This window comes from Streptomyces sp. NPDC048196, assembly GCF_040652715.1.
Taxonomy (GTDB): Bacteria; Actinomycetota; Actinomycetes; order Streptomycetales; family Streptomycetaceae; genus Streptomyces; species Streptomyces siderophoricus.
This window is the reverse complement of the sequence record NZ_JBEZMM010000043.1, coordinates 23,859-42,085: the sequence shown is the minus strand read 5'-3', so window position 1 is coordinate 42,085 and position 18,227 is coordinate 23,859. Positions and strand designations below refer to the sequence as shown.

19 protein-coding genes are annotated in these 18,227 nt (G+C 72.8%); 9 read left to right on the top strand and 10 right to left on the bottom strand.

Features of this window, described 5'->3' with window-relative positions:
- Positions 1-18: 18 nt before the first annotated feature.
- Positions 19-255 carry a chaplin gene (locus AB0E02_RS30450; protein ID WP_362145055.1) on the bottom strand — a complete coding sequence of 79 codons (237 nt, stop codon included), beginning with the start codon at positions 253-255 and terminating at the stop codon, positions 19-21.
- Positions 256-530: 275 nt separating this feature from the next.
- On the opposite strand from AB0E02_RS30450, the gene AB0E02_RS30445 reads away from it, so the two are divergent.
- Positions 531-1,637, top strand: coding sequence for a TerD family protein (locus AB0E02_RS30445; RefSeq protein ID WP_362145052.1), 1,107 nt, complete (start codon positions 531-533; stop codon positions 1,635-1,637).
- A gap of 108 nt (positions 1,638-1,745) precedes the next feature.
- Here the strand turns inward: AB0E02_RS30445 and AB0E02_RS30440 are convergent, their stop codons facing one another.
- Positions 1,746-2,447, bottom strand: coding sequence for a DUF305 domain-containing protein (locus tag AB0E02_RS30440; RefSeq protein WP_362145049.1), 702 nt, complete (start codon positions 2,445-2,447; stop codon positions 1,746-1,748).
- 96 nt (positions 2,448-2,543) lie between these two features.
- Positions 2,544-3,041, bottom strand: a complete 498-nt coding sequence (locus AB0E02_RS30435; protein ID WP_362145047.1) for a DUF6153 family protein — start codon at positions 3,039-3,041, stop codon at positions 2,544-2,546.
- A 289-nt stretch (positions 3,042-3,330) separates the two neighbouring features.
- Between AB0E02_RS30435 and AB0E02_RS30430 the strand changes: the two genes are divergently transcribed.
- Positions 3,331-4,242 (top strand): hypothetical protein, encoded by a 912-nt coding sequence (locus AB0E02_RS30430; RefSeq protein WP_362145044.1) that lies wholly within the window; start codon positions 3,331-3,333, stop codon positions 4,240-4,242.
- Positions 4,243-4,258: 16 nt separating this feature from the next.
- On the opposite strand, the gene AB0E02_RS30425 is transcribed toward AB0E02_RS30430, so the two are convergent.
- Positions 4,259-5,782 carry a chitinase gene (locus tag AB0E02_RS30425; protein WP_362145041.1) on the bottom strand — a complete coding sequence of 508 codons (1,524 nt, stop codon included), beginning with the start codon at positions 5,780-5,782 and terminating at the stop codon, positions 4,259-4,261.
- 550 nt (positions 5,783-6,332) lie between these two features.
- Here AB0E02_RS30425 and AB0E02_RS30420 point away from each other — a divergent pair.
- From AB0E02_RS30420 to AB0E02_RS30410, 3 genes are all read left to right on the top strand, one after another.
- On the top strand, positions 6,333-7,523 hold the full coding sequence (locus AB0E02_RS30420; RefSeq protein WP_362145039.1) for a helix-turn-helix transcriptional regulator: 1,191 nt from the start codon (positions 6,333-6,335) through the stop codon (positions 7,521-7,523).
- A 73-nt stretch (positions 7,524-7,596) separates the two neighbouring features.
- Positions 7,597-7,980 carry a DUF6415 family natural product biosynthesis protein gene (locus AB0E02_RS30415; protein ID WP_362145036.1) on the top strand — a complete coding sequence of 128 codons (384 nt, stop codon included), beginning with the start codon at positions 7,597-7,599 and terminating at the stop codon, positions 7,978-7,980.
- Complete coding sequence (locus AB0E02_RS30410; protein WP_362145034.1) at positions 7,977-8,366, top strand: hypothetical protein; 390 nt, start codon at positions 7,977-7,979, stop codon at positions 8,364-8,366. Before AB0E02_RS30415 ends, AB0E02_RS30410 begins: the two co-directional genes overlap by 4 nt.
- A gap of 30 nt (positions 8,367-8,396) precedes the next feature.
- Here the strand turns inward: AB0E02_RS30410 and AB0E02_RS30405 are convergent, their stop codons facing one another.
- The 3 genes from AB0E02_RS30405 to AB0E02_RS30395 form a co-directional block, all read right to left on the bottom strand.
- Positions 8,397-9,923, bottom strand: a complete 1,527-nt coding sequence (locus tag AB0E02_RS30405; RefSeq protein ID WP_362145031.1) for a protein kinase — start codon at positions 9,921-9,923, stop codon at positions 8,397-8,399.
- A 182-nt stretch (positions 9,924-10,105) separates the two neighbouring features.
- Entirely contained in the window at positions 10,106-10,846 is a 741-nt protein-coding gene (locus AB0E02_RS30400; protein WP_362145028.1) for a PP2C family serine/threonine-protein phosphatase, read from the bottom strand.
- 42 nt (positions 10,847-10,888) lie between these two features.
- Entirely contained in the window at positions 10,889-12,025 is a 1,137-nt protein-coding gene (locus AB0E02_RS30395) for a site-2 protease family protein (RefSeq protein WP_362145026.1), read from the bottom strand.
- Between the two features lie 137 nt (positions 12,026-12,162).
- On the opposite strand from AB0E02_RS30395, the gene AB0E02_RS30390 reads away from it, so the two are divergent.
- Both AB0E02_RS30390 and AB0E02_RS30385 read left to right on the top strand, forming a co-directional pair.
- Entirely contained in the window at positions 12,163-12,450 is a 288-nt protein-coding gene (locus AB0E02_RS30390; RefSeq protein ID WP_030411441.1) for a hypothetical protein, read from the top strand.
- 254 nt (positions 12,451-12,704) lie between these two features.
- On the top strand, positions 12,705-13,118 hold the full coding sequence (locus tag AB0E02_RS30385; protein WP_362145023.1) for a hypothetical protein: 414 nt from the start codon (positions 12,705-12,707) through the stop codon (positions 13,116-13,118).
- 71 nt (positions 13,119-13,189) lie between these two features.
- On the opposite strand, the gene AB0E02_RS30380 is transcribed toward AB0E02_RS30385, so the two are convergent.
- The 3 genes from AB0E02_RS30380 to AB0E02_RS30370 form a co-directional block, all read right to left on the bottom strand.
- Entirely contained in the window at positions 13,190-13,576 is a 387-nt protein-coding gene (locus AB0E02_RS30380; RefSeq protein ID WP_362145020.1) for a hypothetical protein, read from the bottom strand.
- A gap of 163 nt (positions 13,577-13,739) precedes the next feature.
- Complete coding sequence (locus tag AB0E02_RS30375; RefSeq protein WP_362145017.1) at positions 13,740-14,525, bottom strand: transglycosylase family protein; 786 nt, start codon at positions 14,523-14,525, stop codon at positions 13,740-13,742.
- Between the two features lie 278 nt (positions 14,526-14,803).
- Entirely contained in the window at positions 14,804-15,613 is an 810-nt protein-coding gene (locus AB0E02_RS30370) for a hypothetical protein (RefSeq protein ID WP_362145014.1), read from the bottom strand.
- A gap of 329 nt (positions 15,614-15,942) precedes the next feature.
- Here AB0E02_RS30370 and AB0E02_RS30365 point away from each other — a divergent pair, with 329 nt between their 5' ends.
- Both AB0E02_RS30365 and AB0E02_RS30360 read left to right on the top strand, forming a co-directional pair.
- Entirely contained in the window at positions 15,943-17,226 is a 1,284-nt protein-coding gene (locus AB0E02_RS30365) for a histidine kinase (protein ID WP_362145011.1), read from the top strand.
- 79 nt (positions 17,227-17,305) lie between these two features.
- Positions 17,306-18,001, top strand: coding sequence for a response regulator transcription factor (locus AB0E02_RS30360; protein ID WP_362145008.1), 696 nt, complete (start codon positions 17,306-17,308; stop codon positions 17,999-18,001).
- Positions 18,002-18,227: the final 226 nt, after the last annotated feature.

The window sequence follows — 18,227 nt, the reverse complement described above, 5'->3', positions numbered from 1 at the left end:
GGGCCCTGCCGTGTCCGGTCAGTCGCTCACACAGGTGTTCCCGAAGGCCGGGTTGATCAGCCCGATGATGTCGATGCTGTTGCCGCACAGGTTGATCGGTAGATGGATCGGGATCTGGATGTTGTTGCCCGAGATGACACCTGGCGAATTCAGGGCAGCGCCCCCTGCTCCGGAGTCGGCGGCGGCGACACCGGCTCCCCCCAGGACAGCGGCGGCGGTCAGGGCGGTGGCGGCAACTGCGGTACGGATGCGCATGGTTCCTCCTGAAGGTGAGGGCACACTCGCCCGGTAACGTCTCCGCGCCCCGGCTCGGAAAACGCCCATAGCGCAAGGCCGGGAACGAAACCCCCTGTACGAGTGGGAGCGTTGCGTATCGCCTTCCGCCGTACACGCCGGCGCGCCACCGTAGCGATATGGCTCAGCACTTCACCGATTGCTCACTTCACTGATTGCGCAATTCAGGAACCTCGGGGGCGCATGCCGCGTTGAAGCCGACGGATGCTGCACGCCCGAGAGTTGTGGAGGAGCAGATGAGTGTGGCCCTGACCAAGGGCGGCAATGTGTCGCTCGGCAAACAGGCGCCCGGCCTGACCGCCGTGGTCGTCGGAGTTGGCTGGCAGGTGGGCACCGGCGGCGGAGCCGGCTTCGACCTGGACGCCAGCGCCCTGCTGTGCGACCGGTCCGGCACGGTCCTCTCCGACGACCACTTCGTCTTCTTCAACAACCTCCGCAGCCCGGACGGATCGGTCCGCCACCTTGGCAGTGAACCGGTCGGCGGCAGCGGCGGGGACGACGAACGGATCCACATCGACCTGACCACGGTCCCGCCCGAGGTCGAGAAGATCGTCTTCCCGGTCTCGCTCTACGAGGCCGAGCAGCGCGGGCAGAGCTTCGGCCAGGTCCAGCGCGCCCACATCCGGGTGGTCGACGAGACCACCGGTGCCGAACTGGCCCGCTACGACCTGCGCGGGGACGCGGCCACCGAGACCGCCATGGTCTTCGGCGAGCTGTACCGGCACGGCGCGGAGTGGAAGTTCCGGGCCGTCGGGCAGGGCTATGCCTCCGGGCTGGCCGGGATCGCACAGGACTTCGGCGTCGACGTCCTCCGGCCCCGGCCGCCGGCCGCCGCACCGGGCGCACCAGGCGTAGCGGTCGCAGCCGCCGCGCCGTTCCCGCCGGCCCCGCAGACCCCGCCGGCCGTCACTCCCGCGGCGCCGCACGCCTCCACCGCCCCGTCACCCACCGGGAGTTCCCCCATGACGTGCTTCTTCGACCCCGGCCACGGCCCCGGCAGCACGCCCGTCACCTGGTCCCCGCAGTGGGGCGTCCCGCGCCAGATCCAGGCGTGCCCCGGCTGCGCCCAGCGCGTCCGGACCACGCCGCCGCCGTACTACACCGCGCCCCAGGCCGGTTACCCGGATCCGTACGCGCAAGGGGCCCCGCAGGGCTACCCGCAGCCCGTGCAGCAGGGCTATCCGCAGCAGCCGGACCACCACCAGCAGGGCGGCGGCCGGCGGTTCGGCACCGGTGCGCTGATCGGCGCCGGCGCGGCCGGACTGGTCGGCGGCGCCCTCCTCAACGAAGCCTTCGACGACGACGAACCGGACGTCGTGGTGAACAACTTCTACGAGGAATAGGCGCAGGGGCATGAGCGCAGAGGCATGAGCGAGGAGGCGTGAGCGAAGGGGGCGGGCACCGGTGTCCCGGTGCCCGCCCCGTTCAGTGGGTGCCGTGAAGACCAGGCGTCAGCCGAGCAGCTTCCGCATCCGGGCGATCTCCGCGTTCTGGGCGGTGACGATGTCACCGGCGAGCTTCTTGGCCGGGCCGTACGCGCCCTGCTTCCGCTCGGTGCCGGCCATCTCGACAGCGCCCTGGTGGTGCTTGACCATCAGCTTCAGGAACCGGGCGTCGAACGCCTTCCCGGTGGCGTTCTTCATCGACGCCATCTCCTGGGCACTCATCATGCCGGGCATGGCCTCGGCACCCCCGTGGTCCATGCCCGCCATGCCGTCCGTGCCCTCCATGCCGTGGGTCCCGCCGTGTGTCCCGCCGTGCATCCCGGCCATGTCGTGGTCCTGGGGGACCTTCTCGCCCCAGGACTTCAGCCAGCCGGACATGGTCGTGATCTCCGGGTCCTGGGCCTTCTTGATCGTGGCGGCGAGCGCCTTGACGTCCGCCGAGCCGGCCCGGGTCGCGGCCAGGTCGGCCATGGCCACGGCCTGGCGGTGGTGCGGGATCATCTCCTGCGCGAAGGTCACGTCGGCGGCATTGTGCTTGCCCGCGGACGCGCCCGCCGTCGCGGACGGCGTGCCGCTCGGGGCCGCGTCGTCGGTCTTGCCGCCGCCGCTGCCGCAGGCGGACAGGGTCAGGGCCGCCGCGGTCACGGCGGCCGCCGCCAGCGCGGCGCGACGGAGCAGAACGGTTCGGGCGTTACGGGTCGCGTGCATGACGCAAAACTCCTGTGATCAGTGGATGGAAGACGTGCTCGTCCGCGGCGCAGACCGGCCAGGAGGGCGTACGGCGCTGCGCCGGGCGGGCGCGTCCTATATCCGCAGGACCTGGAGCTGGGCGAGGGAAGGCGGGGCGCGGGCCCCGGTGGTGCCGTCCGCCAACCGGTCCGCGAGCAGCACCGCGCGGTCGGAGGTGCCGGTCAGGGAAGCGGGCAGCGCGGGAAGGGCCGGGGCGCCGGGAAGCGCGCCCGAGGCGCACGTCGGGTCGGCGTGGTGGGCGTGCCCGTTGCCTCCGCCGGTGCCGTCGGCGCCGTCGGCGCCGTCGGCGTGGTCCGGGCAGCAGCCGTGCTGTCCGTGGTCGCGGGAAGCGGAGGCGGGGGCGGAGGTGGGCGCCGGGGCCGGTGCCGGGGCGGCCATCGCCGTTGTCGGCCGCATCTGGTGGGCGGTGTGCGCGGGGGCCGTGGTGGTCGGCAGCGCGCCGGTGTTCGCCAGTCCGTGCATGCCCAGCAGGCCCGCCAGCACGGTGAGGACGAGCAGCGCCTTCAGCCGCAGCCTCGGCTGCGGGGCGGACGCGGGCTCGCGGATGCTCACGGGCCCCATCGTAGGGAAGGCCGTACGCGGGTCCTGCGGCGGTACCGCGCGGGCCGATTGTGAGCCGCGTCGCACAGTGGCGCCGTGAAGTCCAGCCTGCCCGTACCGGATTCATCAGGGCTTGTCGGTCATGCGGCGGCCGCAGCCCGGGAATCTGCACGGAAGCGTCACAACCTCTTCGTATCGCGTCCGAGGGGTGCCGTTAGCGTTGCTGGTCGCTCGATCCCGAGTGCGATGGTGATTTGGTCTCCGGCGTCCCTGGCGGCGCGACAGCACAGAAAGCTCGCAGATGGACTACTGCTCCTCGTGCCGCCGGAACCTCAACGGGGCACTCGTGTGCCCGGGTTGTGGTGATTACGCCCCGGACATAGCCCCGCCCGCCCACCGCCAGGCCCCCACGGGTGCCGAGGCGGCCGCGCTGTGGGAGTCCTGGCAGGCGCCGGAAACCCCGGCCGCCCTCTACGAGGACGCCATGCCGCCCGCGCGGGCCGAGACGGCTGCCGCGACCGCCCCGGAGGCGGACCTCGCGGCCTCCGAAGGCACGGACGTCCCGGCCGCCACCGGCACCGGGCAGGGCCGCGCCGCGCGGCGCCGGCAGCTGGCGCGGTGGAAGAAGTACCGCCGCCGGGCCGTGGCCGCGACCGCGTTCGCGCTGGTCGGCGGCACGGTGACCGCGACGCTGCTGCAGAACAACCGGCCCGCCACCGCCCACGCCCAGGCGTCCGCGGCACCGGACCCGGAGACCGTCTCCGCGCCCGGCACCCCGACCGCCTCGGAGGAGCCGGACGGCCGGGCCTCCCGGCACCCCGGCGACCGCGCGCCCCTGGGCCGCCACCGCAAGCCCGACGCCGGCGTCGGCCACTCCTCCGCCCCGGCGGCCGCCGCGCAGCAGCCCTCCGCCGCCCCGACGCACTCCGCCCCGGCCCCCGGCACCGCACCGCACACCGCGGCCGCACCGGCCCCGGCCCGGCACGCCGCCCACACCGACACGGCACCCGCGGCCGCCGCGCCGGCCTCCTCCGGGCAGTCCGCCCCGGCCTCGGGCGGCTCCTCGGCGCAGCAGCCCGCCAGCTCCGACTCGGGCTCGGGCTCGTCCTCGACGACCCCGACGCAGCAGCAGCCGTCGACGACGCCGAGTTCGCCGTCCACCGAGCCGACCTCGCCGTCCCACATCTGCGTGCTCGGCGTCGTCTGCCTCTGACCGGCGGAGCCGTCGTTCAGCAGGCCCCGAGGTCCTGCCAGACGCCCCATTCGCCGGTGGTGCCGGGCTCCTCGCCGGTGGTCCACCACTTGGCCTTCCAGGTGTGGCCCTGGTGGGAGACCTGCTGGCCGCCGGTGTAGACCGCGCCGGCGGACCAGGCCGCGGCGGTGCACTGATGGCCGCTCCCGCCGGTGACGGTCAGGGTGTACGTCGTGGTGTGGCTGCCGGTGGTGCCCGTGCCGGTGAGGGTGAGGGTGTACGTGCCCGAGGCCGTCGCCGGGGTCGTGGCGAGGGTGAGCGTCGAGGAACCGCCGGCGGTCACCGAGGCGGGGCTGAGCGAGGCGGTGACGCCCGCGGGGGCGCCGTCGACCGTGAGCTTCACCGGCTGCGCGGCGCCCGCGGTCACCGCGGTCCGCACGGTGGTGGTGGCCGTACTGCCCGCGGCGACCGAACCGGCAGCGGGCGCGGCGGTCACCGAGAAGTCGTCGGCCGGGGTGCCCGTACTGCCCGTGAAGGGCGCGAAGACATGGGTGAAGTCCCAGGTGTTCTGCTGGATACCGGAGCAGTTGTCCGCGGCCTTGCCGCCGGGGCAGCCGCCGTTGTCCCGCTGGAGCGCCCAGAACGACAGGGTGTTGAGGCCCTTGGCGACCGCCCAGTCGTAGACCTGGGTGGCGCCTGCCAGGGTGAAGGTCTCGGCCGGGCCGAAGTCGTCGACGCCGGGCATCTCGGTGACGCCGATCATTCCCCACAGCTGGGCGTCCGGCGTGCCCGGGTGGAGCCGGGCCAGCTGGTCGTGCAGGCCCTGGGCGGCGGTCTTCGTGTCCGCCGCCATGTCGTGGGCGGCGTTGTCGTAGTAGTCGAACGTCATGATGTTGGCGACGTCCACCCGCGTGCCGTTGCTCACCGCGTTCCGCAGCACCGCGAGACCGCTGTCGGCGAGGCCGTGGGTGGTGGTCGGCAGGGTGTAGGAGATCTCCAGGGTGCGCCCGTTGGCCGCCGCCCAGTCCTGGACCAGCTTGAGGGCCTTGTTCCGGCGGTCGATGCCGGCGGCGTTGTCCAGCGAGTCGACCTCGACGTCCATGTCGAGCCGGGCCACGTCGTAGGTGGTGACGACCTTCTCGTAGGCGGCGGCGATCCTGCTCACGTCCGTGCAGCTGTCGGCGAGCTCGGTGCCGGTGGTGTCCGCGGCGTAGCCGCCGAACGAGGGGATGGCGTCCCCGCCGCGGGCCTGGAGGGTCTTGATGTCGTCGCCGAACGCGGCCGGGGAGACCGGCTTCCCGGTGTCGCCGTTCCAGTAGGGCGTGCACGAACCCTTGGCCTCCGTCTGGAGGAAGGCCATGGTCAGGTGCTTCGCGCCGGACGCGGCGGCCAGCGCGGCGGGACTCTCGCCGGTCCACGACTCGAAGTAGGGGGCGAAGACCCGGTGCGGAAGGGGGGTCGCCGCGTGGGCGGTGCCGCCGCCCAGCGCGGTCAGGCCGGCCGCGGTCACCGCGGTGACGGCGGCCGCGAGAGCCGCCCGGAAGGAGCGCATACGTCTCATGTCCGTCCAAGGGGGTGAGGAGGGGGACGCGCCGCCAACTCCCGTTCCCATCACGGTGGTTGGCATGGGATACGGGATAGCCCCGTGGACGACGGTCCGTCAATGGACTGGACCAAGACAGGAATAGACCAATTCGCGGCCGGTGGCGCTGCGCTCCTGCCCAGCTTTCGGGCGACGCCCTGGACCACTCGCCCACCCCGGACGAGGAGGACGACGGCGAGCGGGCCGACGGCGAGGAGCACGGCTCCCGCCACGGGCAGTCCGGGCAGGGTGCCGAGTACGGCGACGCCGAGCGCGGAGCCCGCCTGAGGGATGCCGTTCAGGGCTCCCTGGCCGGTCGCCGCTGACTCCGCTGCCCGAGGTCACCCACGGCGAGGACGGCGCACCAATGGCCGGAGCGGCCCACTGAGCTGACGCGCCGCCGTGTCGCAACTGCCCCTCCACGCACGGCAGTCAAGCGAACGGCCCCCGTCGAGGCGGGGGTCGTTCGATCGCCCACCCCCGGCTGCCGGAGGTACCGTTCTGGTGTCGAGTCAGAACGGAGTCGCGTATGCCCGAGCACGCCGACATGCACATCGGCGCCCGCGTCCGCACGATCCGGAAGCGCCGTGGACTGACGCAGCGAGAACTTGCAGGTGCCTCCGGGGTGTCCGTATCCCTCATCCGGCAGTTGGAACAGGGCACGGCACCAGGCACACGCATGGAGACTGCCCACAAACTCGCGGCCGCTCTCCGTGTCACCACCACGACGCTGCTGGAGCGCGACGATCAGCCCCGGGTCGAACCGGCCGAGCAGTGGCGTTCTCTCCAACTCGCCGTCCAACTCGGCGCCGGCGACCCCTTGGAACCGCCGACGGTGAAGGGCGTGGAAGCACTGTTGCCCAGCGTGCGCAGTGCGTACTTCAGCAACCGTCTCGCCGACCTCTCGGCACTCCTGGCGCCGGCATTGCGCGATGCTGATGCGCTGGGGGACTCGGCCGTTGCCCGCGGGGTCCGTGCCCATCTGCTGCAGATTGCCGGGTCGGTCCTGACGCAGGTGCGCGAATTCGACGCCGCGGAGACCGCACTGCAGCGCGCCTTGGACGACGCGCCTGACCGCTTGCGCGCAGCGGCGGTTGTCACCACCTGGAGTTGGCTTCTCGTCCGCCAAGGCCGACTGCAAGAAGCCCGGGAGCTGGCGACACGTTGGGCCGATGACGTCGAGCCACGCATGTCGAGGGCGACGCCGGAGGAACTGGCAGCGTGGGGTTGGCTTCTGATGCAGGCCTCGGCCGCGAACCTGCGAGACAACCGGCGTGGCGAGGCAGCCGACACCATGCGCCTCGCGCAGTCGGTATCCGTCATGCTCGGCCGTGAGCTGCCGCGCGGCACCGAACGGCTCACGACGTGGGGCCCCACCACCGTGCGCTACAAGGCGGCCGAGCGGCACATCGTCCTTGACGAGCCGGACAAGGTCTTGCGCGCGGCGAAGCGGGCCCGCCACACGCACGCTCGACAGCGGCCGGCACTGGCGGTGTCGACGGAGTACCACCGGCACAGGCTGGACGTGGCGAAGGCGCACGCGATGATGAGGCAGTACGGGGAAGCCGTCGACGTACTGGCCGACGTGCACGCGAACGCGCCCGAGTGGCTGGCCAGCCAGCAATACGCCCGGGACATCTTGGGCGACGTGGTGCAGAAGCGCCGGACACTGACCCCACGGATGCGGGAGTTGGCAGACGCCCTGTCAGTCCCGTTGTAGGCGCTGGCACTTCGGGCGCCAGGGCCGAGAAACTACCATTGAGGCGCTGGTCACACGCTTCTACCGTCACAACATGGACACCGAGCGTGAACAACTTGCGGCATCTGCCGCCCTCGGCTGCGACCCGTTCGACGTGGAGACGATCAGCGAGACGATCCGGCGGGCGCTGCGCCTCGGCAGTGGGCGGCCGGATCCTGCCGAGCTGGCAGCGGCCCAGGGGGAGTTAAAGGGACACCTCGCCCTCCTCATTCCCCTCGCCCGGCAGGAGGTCCGCCGTCTCCACCGTCGCGGGGACGAGACCCAGGCGCGTGAGCTCGCGGCCCGCCTCGACGGTACGGAGCACCGGGCCGCACAGGAGCTTCGGCCCGACGTGCTCGCCGCACACGTACAGATCGGGCACCTCACGCGGGACTGCCAGTACCTGCTGGCCACGCACACCGCGGCGGACTGGCGATGACTCCGGCCCCGCTGGCGTTCATCTACGACCGGTGCACGAGTCGCGGCCTGCGCGCCCGGAGCGAGCTGGACATGCGGCTGACCGGTTGCCACGCCTACGTGGACCGCATGGGGTGGGTGCTGGCCGGGCACTGGCTCGACCTCGGCGACCACGCGATGGGCACCCACCGCCCGCAGCTCGGCAACCTGCTGGACGCGATGCGGGCGGAGGCGGGCCGCCGGGAGGTGCTGTGCCTGATCCACACCTGGGGCCGGCTGGCGACCGATGACACCCACCGGCAGGTGCTCCAGCGGCGCATCGTTGAGGCCGGCGGCTGGACGATCACCAGCTTCGGTGAGACCGACCGGCACGGTGCCCGCGTCGCACCGGTGGCAAGGCGGCTGTGACGCCACGCGGTCCGGGCGGGCCGGCCGGCGTCAGGTGGCCGGCCGGGTCCGGGACTTGAGGACCTGGGTGCCGATGGCGAGGGTCACGGCGAGGAGCAGGACGTAGAAGACGCCTATCTTGCGCAGGTCGTCGAGGAAGAACCAGAGGGCGGTCAGGGCGGTGAACCAGAAGGCCACCAGCGCGAAACCGCCGGAGCGTTCGTCCCGGTAGCCGGCGGCGAGGCACAGCGCGGCGACGACCGCGAGGAGCAGGGCGATGACGACGTAGTGGGTGTCCCAGTCCAGATAGCCGCGGGCCAGTTCGGACCATACGGCCACGGCCTCGGCGACCGGCCCCCACACCACCGCGCAGGCGAGCCGCGCCGACCAGAGCAGCAGCACCGCACCGGCGACCGCGGCGAGCAGCGCGACCCGGGAGAACTGTCCGACCTCGATCACCTGCGAACGGGAGATGACCAGCGACAGCACACAGCCGAGCAGCGCCACCGCGCCCTCGGCGGTGGGCCGGAAGACCACCCGGCCGGGCAGCCAGCGGCGCTGCGGCCGCGCTGCGGACTCCGGGGCGGGCTCCCCTGCGGGCTCCGGCGCGGCGGCCGGACCCGAGGCGGCCGGTTCCTGCGACGGGGCCGGCCCGGCCGGGGCCGCCGCCCGCGGGTCGAGCGCGGTGGGGGTCGGGACGGCGGCGGGTGCGGCCGCGGGGACGGGCGCGGGGATGCGTGCGGCAGCCGGTACCGGCTCGGGGGCGGCGGCCGCGGTGAGGGCGGCGCGCATCGCGGCGGCGCTCGGGTACCGGCCGTCGCGGTCCTTGTGCAGCGCCCGGACGATCACCGCGTCGAGGGCGGGCGGCAGTTCCGGCCGGAGCCGGGACGGCGGGACCGGGTCGGCCGCCAGGTGCTGGTGCATGACGGAGAACGGTGAGTCCCCGGTGTACGGCGGGCGGCCGGTCAGCAGTTCGTGGAGCAGGCAGGCCACCGCGTAGAGGTCGGTGCGGTGGTCGGTCTCGGCGCCGTTGATCTGTTCCGGCGCGAGGTAGGCGGGCGTGCCGACCGCCACCCCCGTCCCGGTCAGCCGGGTGGCCACCTCGCTGAGCGCCTTGGCGATGCCGAAGTCGACGACCTTCGCGGTGCCGGCGTCGGTGAGCATCACGTTGGCGGGCTTGATGTCGCGGTGGACGATGGCGTGCCGGTGGCTGTGGTCGAGGGCGTCCAGCACCTGGCAGGTGAGGTCGACGGCCTGCGGCAGGGGCAGCGGGCCGGCGTCGAGGACCCGGCTCAGGGTGCGGCCCTCGACGTACTCCATCACCAGGTAGGGCTCGGTGGACCCGTCGGCGGTGTCCTCGCCGACATCGTGCACGGTGGCCACGCCGGGGTGGTTCAGCGCGGCCGCGGCCCGCGCCTCGCGCTGGAACCGGCTGAGGAACTCGGGCTGCCGGGCCAGCTCGGCGGAGAGCGTCTTGACCGCGACGGTGCGGCGCAGCCGGTGGTCGACGGCCCGGTGGACGGTCCCCATCCCGCCCTGCCCGAGCTGTTCCCCCAGCTCGTAACGCTGCCCCAACATCCTGCGCTCCACCGGGTTCCTCCACGGACCGTCACCGTTTGCACCACGGCCGAAGACGCCACCGGGCGGGGGCGGGTTCCGTACGGGGTGGGCGTGTGGGATCCCCCACTGCGGCTCCCGCTGCGGCTCTTGCGGCGGTTCCGGGGGCGGTTCCGGGGGCGGTCCGGGCCGTCGCCGGGCCGTCAGTCGCCGATGCCGATCAGCGCCAGGGTGATGTTGTCCGGCCCGCCGGCCTCGATGGCGGTCTTCCACAGTTCGAAGGCGGCCCGGCCGGTGTCGTGGGCGCGCAGGAGGTCGGCGAGGGTGGGCTCGGGGACCGGGTCGGTCAGGCCGTCGGTGCACACGAGGTAGCGGTTGCGTGGGGTGAGCGGGGCGGTGGTGACGTGCGGGGTGATCTCGTTGTACGTCCGGGTGCCGCCGAGCGCCTGGGTGACCAGGGAGGTGGTGCGGTGGCCCGGGGCGAGCGGCGGGCTGTCGTCCACGCTCATCCGGTGCAGGCCCTCCTCGGTCACGGACAGCACCCGGCTGTCGCCGACGTTGAAGACCACCAGGGACTCGTGCAGCACGACCGCGCCGGCCACCGTCGTGCCCATGGTGCCGAGCTCCGGGTCCCGGCCGGCGGCCGCGTACACCGCCCGGTTGCAGACGTCCAGGGCCTCCCGGACCGCCTGTTCGCTGCCGAGGCCGGGGCCGACCGCGGCCAGTTGCCGGACGGTCAGCGCACTGGCCACCTCGCCGGCCGGCTGTCCGCCGATGCCGTCGGCGACCGCGACCACGAGCGGGGTGCCCAGCGGGAACACCAGCGTCTGCGGGTTCTCGGTCACCGTGCCGCACAGCGTCCACGGCCCGGCCACCAGGCTGTCCTCGTTGTGGTCGCGCAGCAGCCCGGGATGGCTGAGGGCGGTGACGGTGATGTACGGCATGGCGGGTCCCGTCTGTCGAAGGCCGGCGCGGGCCGGCCGTGGTCAGCCCTGGCCGACGGTGCCGCCCAGCGTGCGGCGCCGCAGGAGCCGGGTGATGTCCTTGGCGGTGACGATGCCGACGAGGTGGCCGCCGTCGACGACCAGGATGCGCGGGCCGGTGCGCAGACCGATCCGGTCGATCGCCTCGCTCAGCTCCTCGTCCGGGGCGGCGACCGCGCACTGCGAGAGCGGCACCGCCACCTCGCGCACCCGCAGTGCGTCCCGTTCGGCCACCGGTACGGCCGCCAGCCGGCGCAGCTGCACGAGCCCGCTGGGGCGGCCCTCGAAGTCCAGCAGCGGCAGCGCGGAGTGGTGCGCGGGCACGGCCACCTCGTCGATGAACCGCTGGACGCTCAGCCAGTCGGCGCCGCTGGTCACCGGGGCCGTCATGGCGTCCGCGACCCGCAGGCCCCGCAGCTCGGTGTGGAGCGCGGCCCGGCGGTGTTCCGCACCGGCCACGACCATCACGAAGAGCCCGATGAAGACGATCCACAGTCCGCCCGGCGCCCCGCGCAGCACGGAGATCCAGCCGCCGGCCACCAGCAGGACGGCGAGCACCTGGCCGCTCCGGGAGGCCGCCAGGTCCGCCCGCTCGCGGTCCCCGGTCCGCCACCACAGGACGGCCTGGACGACCCGCCCGCCGTCGAGCGGTACGGCCGGCAGCAGGTTGAAGACGCCGAGGAAGAGGTTGGCCCAGCCGAGCCACATCAGCACCACGGCGGGCACCTCCGCCCAGCCGGTGAGCTGGTGCAGCCCGACGCCCGCGCCGAGCGCGGCGCCGCCGATGAGCAGGCTGGTGAGCGGGCCGCTGACGGCGACCAGGAAGGCCGCCGCGGCGGTCTTCGGCCGGCCCATCCGGGTCATCCCGCCCAGCGCCCACAGCGTCACGTCCTCGACGGAGATCTGCTTCCGGCGGGCGGTCGCGGCATGGGCCGTCTCGTGCAGCAGCAGGCTGCCGGTGAGCAGCGCGGCACCGACGACCCCGGCGAGGGCGTAGACCGCGTCCGGGCGGCCCGGGGTCCAGGCGGGCAGGGCCTGCCGGCCGAGTCCGTAGGCGAACATCACCACCAGCAGGGGCACGCTCCAGTGCATCCGCAGCGGTACCCCGGCTACCTGTCCGACACGCACCGAGCCGTTCATCACCGTCTCCCACGCCCATTGTCGCTCGCGGGCCGCGTTCCCCGCCGGACGGACGTCTCCGGACGGACGTCCTACGCTGGTCGTACGGCCGCGAGCGCGGTCGCGCCGTCCGTACCGGGCTCTGCCGGAGGTGCGCCATGGGGCACAGCCATCACTTCCACCTTGATCAGGGGGGCCACTCGATCACCGTGAACGTCGGCCCGGGCCGGGACGGGGAGCTGGAGCTCCTCGTCGACGGCAAGGTGGTCGCGTACCGCAAGCACCACGCGCCGGGGATGAACGTGCTGACCGGCGAGCTGCCCGACGAGCCCGTCCACCCCTTCCGGGTCCTGCTGCGGCAACCGCACCTGGTGCCGTCCGTGCCGCGCTGCACGCTGGAGCTGGACGGGGTCAAGCAGCCGATGCCGGAGCGGCTGGTGCTCTGAAGCCAGGGCGCGTTCGGCGGACCGTCCCCGGGGGCCGCGCCGGCCCGGTACCGGGGGCGGCCCGTGGGGCGCTCCCGGGCGGGGTCCCGGGGAAGGCCCGTCCTCAACGGCGGCACCCCGGCCCGAGTTGTTGGGCCACCCGGCTGATTCTGGCCGACGAGCGTTTTACCTCCTGCGGGTTGAAGGGGGATGCGGACCGGCGGGCGCAGCACGATACGTCTGGCATCGGAACGATGAACAGGCGAGGGAGCATCGTGAGAAGACTTGCGCAGGCGGGCACCGTCATCGGGGCGTGCGGGCTGGTGCTGCTCAGCACCAACACCGCCCAGGCCGTGACCATTCCGGGTGAATCACTGCTGTCGGCGGTGGCCGGGGCCGACCTCGGCACCATCACCGGCATGGTTTCGGGGGTGGTGTGCAACAACCGCCTCGCCGATTTCCACTACAAGTCCCCCAGGGTCAACTCGCCGTCGCCGCAGCCCTGCATCAACGGGCCGGTCCACAGCGGCAACAGCCTGCACAGCGGGAACTTCATCAACCACGGCAACCCGAACAACAGCGGAAACTTCGCGAACACCAACGGCTCGACCAACAGCGCCGACTCGGTCGCGGGCGCCTCCCAGGGCAGCGGCAACAACATCCAGCGGCTCATCAAGCTGATTCCCTGACCCGTCGGCACCTCACACAGCGGCCCCGCTTCCCGGTACGTACCGGGAAGCGGGGCCGCCGCAGTTGGCCGTCAGATCTTGGTCGATCCGGGACCGTTGTGCTGGATGTCGTTACCGGTGTGGTTCTCGGCACCCGTCGTGCCGCCACTGTCGACGTTGGTGTTGCCGTTGCTGTTGGTCGGGCTGCCGCTGTCGCTGTTGTTGCCGGACATGTGGACGTTCTGCGAGTTCTTCGTATTACCCGAGTTGACCGGTCCGTTGACGCAGACCCTGGCCCGCGGCGAGCAGCGGATGATGGAGTGGAAGGAGGCCACGGTGTCGCTGTCGATCACGTTGCCGCCCGTTCCGAAACCCCCGTACCCGCCGTCCCAGGCCATGGCGGGGCTGGCCCCGCCGGCGGCCAGGAGCATGCCGCACGCTCCTGCGATCACGATGCTGACACGTGTTCTCTTCTTCACTGTGCGCTCCTGCACTTCGCGGTGGATGAACCCGCGGTCTTGCTACCGGGCGGGCCCGCCTGCACCAAGCCTGAGCAACGGCCCGTCCCCCGCATTCACCCTCTCCGACCACTGGATTCACCGTGACGGCCCTCGTCCCACCGGCACTCCGCGTCCCGGACCGCTACGCCCGAAGGCGCAGCCGCTGGCCCGGGTAGAGGTGGTCCGGGCCGTGCGGAAGCTTGTGCCTGTTGAGCTCGTAGAGGGCCTGGGTGCCACCGGGGACGTGGTTCCGCCGGGCGATGACGGAGAGGCAGTCGCCGGTGCGGACGACGTAGCTCGCGCGGTTGGGGTGGTACGCCGCGGCCCGCGCGGACGCGTGGGGGCGGGTCGGCGGGGTCTGCTGCACCTCCTGCCCGGTGTCGGCGGGCACTTGCCGGTCCGGGACCGTCGTCCGGGCCGTCTGCTGCGGCGGGGCGGAGGTCCGCGGGGCCTCCTGGTCCGGCGCGGAGGTCCGCGGGGCCTCCCGGTCCGCGGCGGAGGCCCGCGGGGACTCCCGGTCCGCGGCGGAGGCCGGCGGGGCCTGCTGGCCCGCGGAGGTGGCCCGGGGGGACTGCTGGGTGTAGGCGCAGCGCGGCCAGGCGGAGAGGCCGCGGTCGCGGACGATGCGGCGGCCGACGGCGATCTGCTCGGAGCGGGTGGCCAGGTCGGCCCGCGGGGCGTAGCGCTTGCCGCCGTAGGCGCGCCAGGTGGCGGGGTCGATCTGCAGGCCGCCGTGGTAGCCGTTGCCGGTGTTGATGTGCCACCGGCCGTTGCTCTCGCAGTCGGCGATCCGCTCCCAGTCGGGCACCGGCGACCCGGACGGCGCGGCCGCGGCGGCCCGGTGGACGGCGAGGCCGACGACGGCCAGCACGGCGAGCAGCACGGACAGGAGGGTATGAGCGGACCGCTCGGCGAGGGGCGACGGCATCACGGGATTCCTCCGCTGTGCTCCGGCTGTGCCGTGACGCGGTACTCGCCACGACCGGTGGGCACGCACCAAGTAACCCGGCAATATGGTTTTCGGCATGCCCGGCGGGTGCGACATGCGCGAGTTTCACCCGGGTGGTCCTTTGCCCGTCCGATACCGGTGCCGTAGCGCTCCCTTACCGGTGCCGTCGCCCACGCCCGCCCGCGTTATGGCCCGAATTCCGGCCAGTGGCGGAATTCCACACCGGCCGGATTCGGCCCCGATGTGGGAACGGGCATTCAGCTGACCGAATAGGCGAAGGAAGGGGCGAGCGGCAGCGGTTCCGGGGTGGCCACCGCGAACTCGTAGGAGGGGGAGAAGGTGAAGTTCCGTACCGAAACCGGAACGTCGACGCCATAGGGGCCGGGCACGGTGACCGTTCCGTGATCGGCCGGGAAGCCCGCCTCGATGCGCTCCGGAGCGATGGACAGCCCCCCGCCGGCGGCCTGCATGGCGGCGTCCTTGCGGACCCAGAAGCGGGTGATCATCCGCTCCCGCTCGGCCTCCGGGAACCGGTCCGCGGCGCGCAGTTCCCGGGCGGTCAGCACCTCGTACGGGGTGGGCGGCGGCGGGCTCCCGCGCCGCACCGACTCCACCGAGAAGCCCATCTGCCGGGCGTCCTCCCCGCAGGCCACGACCAGCAGGCCGCGGGTTCCGTACAGCTCCCAGTAGGTGGCCTCGGCCATCGCGGTGCTCACCCGGGCGGGGAGCCCGGCCAGCAGCCAGCGGCGGGAGGCGTCGTCGAGGGTGGCCGCGGAATGGCCGTTGAGCCCCAGGCAGCTGTCCGGGGACAGCGCGCTGCCCGAGCCGCGGAGGGCGGCGGGCGAGCCGGCGGAGGAGGGGGAGGACGGCAGGTACGACAGGGAGGGGGAGGGGCGCAAGGAGGACGGGGACGACGGGGAGGGGCCGTCCGCGCCGATCGGGACGATGAATATGGGGACGGGGGCGAGGGGCGCCAGGCGGGGCCGGGCGGGGTGGTGCGGGCGGCCGGGGACATCCTGGTCAAGGTGTCCCGGACAGAGTTCGAGAAGAGCGGCGTTCGTTTCCACGTACTTTCCGTCCTCCACTGGTGAGCGGTGCCAAGACTGCCCTGGGTGAGTGGCAGCCGGTCAAACAGCTGGAGTCTCCCCCTATTCCACCTACATCGATCGATACAGACAGCCCAAGGTTTGCAGATCCTCCGGATCCTTCGAGTCATCCCTCCTGCTGATGTCCGGCTACATACTTCGATGTACGGGAGACCGACCCAAATTCGGGCGCCAGGGCCAAGAGAACGGGCAACGCCCGGAAGTACTGTCCTCGTGTGTGGTTACGTCTTTTCAGAGGTACGAACGCGCGCCGCCGCCCTCCCCTGCCGCTCCGTGACCTCAGGCTGGCCGTGGGCTTTTTCGCCGCCTGTCTGATTCTCTACGTCCTGGGCGGGTCCCGGGTCATGGGCGACATCCCCGTCTGGCAGGCCGTCCTGCCGGTGGTGGTGCTGTGCACCGCGAGCGCCTTCCGCAGCACCCTGCCGACGGCCGCGGTCTCGGTCGGCACCGTCACCGTCCTCGTGGAAATGACGTCGAGCGGCGGCCTCGGCCCGGTCCTGGTCTACACCGACCTGCTCTACGCCGCGGCGCTGTACGGCGCGCCCTGGCTGTGCCGGGTGCTGCAGTTCGGGACGGTCGCGGTCACCGTCGCCACCACCATCACCCTGATCGCGCTCAGCGACCGTTCGGAGGGCGTGACCACCGGCGTCATCGTCGCGATGCTGCTCATCTCCCCCGTATGGACCGGCATCCTGATACGCAACCACAAGGAGCGCGCCGACGCCGAGCGGGAGCGCGCCGCACAGATCAACCGGCTCGCGGAACTGGACCGCAAGACCGTCCTGCAGACCGAACGCACCCGGATGGCCCGCGAGCTGCACGACCTGGTGGCCAACCACCTCAGCGCGATCGCCATCCACTCCAGCGCGGTGCTCTCCCTGACCGAGGCCCGACGGGCGGAGAACGGCGAAACGGGGGGCGCCGGGGCGGCCGGATCTGCCGGGCCTGCCGGGCTCACCGCCACCGCCGGTCCCACCGCCACTGCGGCCCCCACCGCCCCCGCCGAGGACGACCCGGTCCTGCGCGCCCTCGCCGTCATCCGTGAGAACAGCGTGCAGGGGCTGGCCGAAATGCGCCGGATGGTGGTGCTGCTCCGCTCCGACCGGGGCGTCGACGACGACTGGGACCGGCCGCAGCTCAACGCCCTGGGCGCACTGGTCGAACAGGCCCGCCCCGCCGCCGACGCCGCCGCGCTGACCCTCCACACCGAATTCCCCGAGACCTTCCCGGAGGTCTCGTCGGTGATCGAGGTGACGGCGTACCGCATCGTGCAGGAGGCGCTGACCAACGTGCTCAAGCACGCCTCGTCGGGCCGGGTGCGGATCCGCTGCGAGGCCGGCGCCGAGCAGCTCACCATCTCCGTCGACAGCCCGCTGGCCCCACCCGGCGTCCAGTCCGACGGACGCACCCGGCAGCGCCCGGTGGCCCCGCTGACCAACGGCGCGGGCGCCGGGCTCACCGGCATGTCCGAGCGGGCCGCCCTCGTCGGCGGCATCTTCGACGCGGGCCCCGACCGGACCGCCCCGGGACGCTGGCGGGTACGCGCCGTGCTCCCGCTGACCCAGAACACATAACGCACCGCAACGGGGGCGATCACGCGAGATCCGGAGGACGAGAGGTGGACCGACAGTGGAGGATCTAGTGGAGGATTTGGTGGCAGCGGAGGAACTGCGCGGAGCGCCCGAGCGGCCGTCGCACATCCGGGTCCTGGTGGCCGACGACCAGGCCGCCGTCCGGTCCGGCCTCGTCCTCGTCCTGCAGACCGACCCCGGCATCACCGTCGTCGGCGAGGCCGGGGACGGCGAGGCGGCGGTCCGCATGGCCGCCGAGCTGCGCCCCGACGTGGTGCTGATGGACATCCAGATGCCCCTGCTCAACGGCGTCGCCGCCACCCGCCGGATCGTCGAACGACAACTCGCCGAGGTCCTCGTCCTGACCACCTTCGACATCGACGAGTACATCTTCGGCGCCCTGCGCGCCGGCGCCGGCGGCTTCATCCTCAAGAACGCCGAACCGACCGTCCTGGTCGGCGCCGTACGCGAGGTCGCCCACGGCGAGGGCTTCCTCACCCCGGCCATCGCCCGCCGCCTGATCACCGAATTCGCCCACCGCCCCCCGTCGGCCCGCCCCTCCCTGCCGCACGGCACCACCCAGGCCCTCGACACCCTCACCAAGCGCGAACGCGAAGTCCTCGCCTGCATCGCCCGCGGCCTCCCCAACAGCGCCATCGCCGCGTCCCTCAACCTCGCCGAGGGCACGGTGAAGACCCACACCAGCCGCATCCTGTCCAAACTGAACCTCCGCAGCCGGGTCCAGGCAGCAATCCTGGCCCAACAACAGGGCATCTAGCCGCGGCCGCTGGCCTCCGGCCTCTGCCCCACGTACCTGGCTTTCCCGCCGCGGGGCTTGGCCGCCGTCGCGCGCTTTGCGGCGCCGCGTACGTAGCTGCCTTTCCCGCCGCGGGCCGTCTCGCCGTAGCTCCCCCACTGCCTAAAGGGCGTGGGAAGTACCCCCAGCGGCGGGCGGGTGGTGTCGGGTGCGGTGCCAGCCCTCCAGACTTCGTCCTCCGGTCTGT

Excerpts from the sequence above, each read along its gene's own strand:
- AB0E02_RS30450 (WP_362145055.1), bottom strand. The coding sequence starts at position 255 with ATGCGCATCCGTACCGCAGTTGCCGCCACCGCCCTGACCGCCGCCGCT.
- AB0E02_RS30445 (WP_362145052.1), top strand. The coding sequence starts at position 531 with ATGAGTGTGGCCCTGACCAAGGGCGGCAATGTGTCGCTCGGCAAACAG.
- AB0E02_RS30440 (WP_362145049.1), bottom strand. The coding sequence starts at position 2,447 with ATGCACGCGACCCGTAACGCCCGAACCGTTCTGCTCCGTCGCGCCGCG.
- AB0E02_RS30430 (WP_362145044.1), top strand. The coding sequence starts at position 3,331 with ATGGACTACTGCTCCTCGTGCCGCCGGAACCTCAACGGGGCACTCGTG.
- AB0E02_RS30425 (WP_362145041.1), bottom strand. The coding sequence starts at position 5,782 with ATGAGACGTATGCGCTCCTTCCGGGCGGCTCTCGCGGCCGCCGTCACC.
- AB0E02_RS30420 (WP_362145039.1), top strand. The coding sequence starts at position 6,333 with ATGCCCGAGCACGCCGACATGCACATCGGCGCCCGCGTCCGCACGATC.
- AB0E02_RS30415 (WP_362145036.1), top strand. The coding sequence starts at position 7,597 with ATGGACACCGAGCGTGAACAACTTGCGGCATCTGCCGCCCTCGGCTGC.
- AB0E02_RS30410 (WP_362145034.1), top strand. The coding sequence starts at position 7,977 with ATGACTCCGGCCCCGCTGGCGTTCATCTACGACCGGTGCACGAGTCGC.
- AB0E02_RS30405 (WP_362145031.1), bottom strand. The coding sequence starts at position 9,923 with ATGTTGGGGCAGCGTTACGAGCTGGGGGAACAGCTCGGGCAGGGCGGG.
- AB0E02_RS30400 (WP_362145028.1), bottom strand. The coding sequence starts at position 10,846 with ATGCCGTACATCACCGTCACCGCCCTCAGCCATCCCGGGCTGCTGCGC.
- AB0E02_RS30395 (WP_362145026.1), bottom strand. The coding sequence starts at position 12,025 with ATGAACGGCTCGGTGCGTGTCGGACAGGTAGCCGGGGTACCGCTGCGG.
- AB0E02_RS30390 (WP_030411441.1), top strand. The coding sequence starts at position 12,163 with ATGGGGCACAGCCATCACTTCCACCTTGATCAGGGGGGCCACTCGATC.
- AB0E02_RS30375 (WP_362145017.1), bottom strand. The coding sequence starts at position 14,525 with ATGCCGTCGCCCCTCGCCGAGCGGTCCGCTCATACCCTCCTGTCCGTG.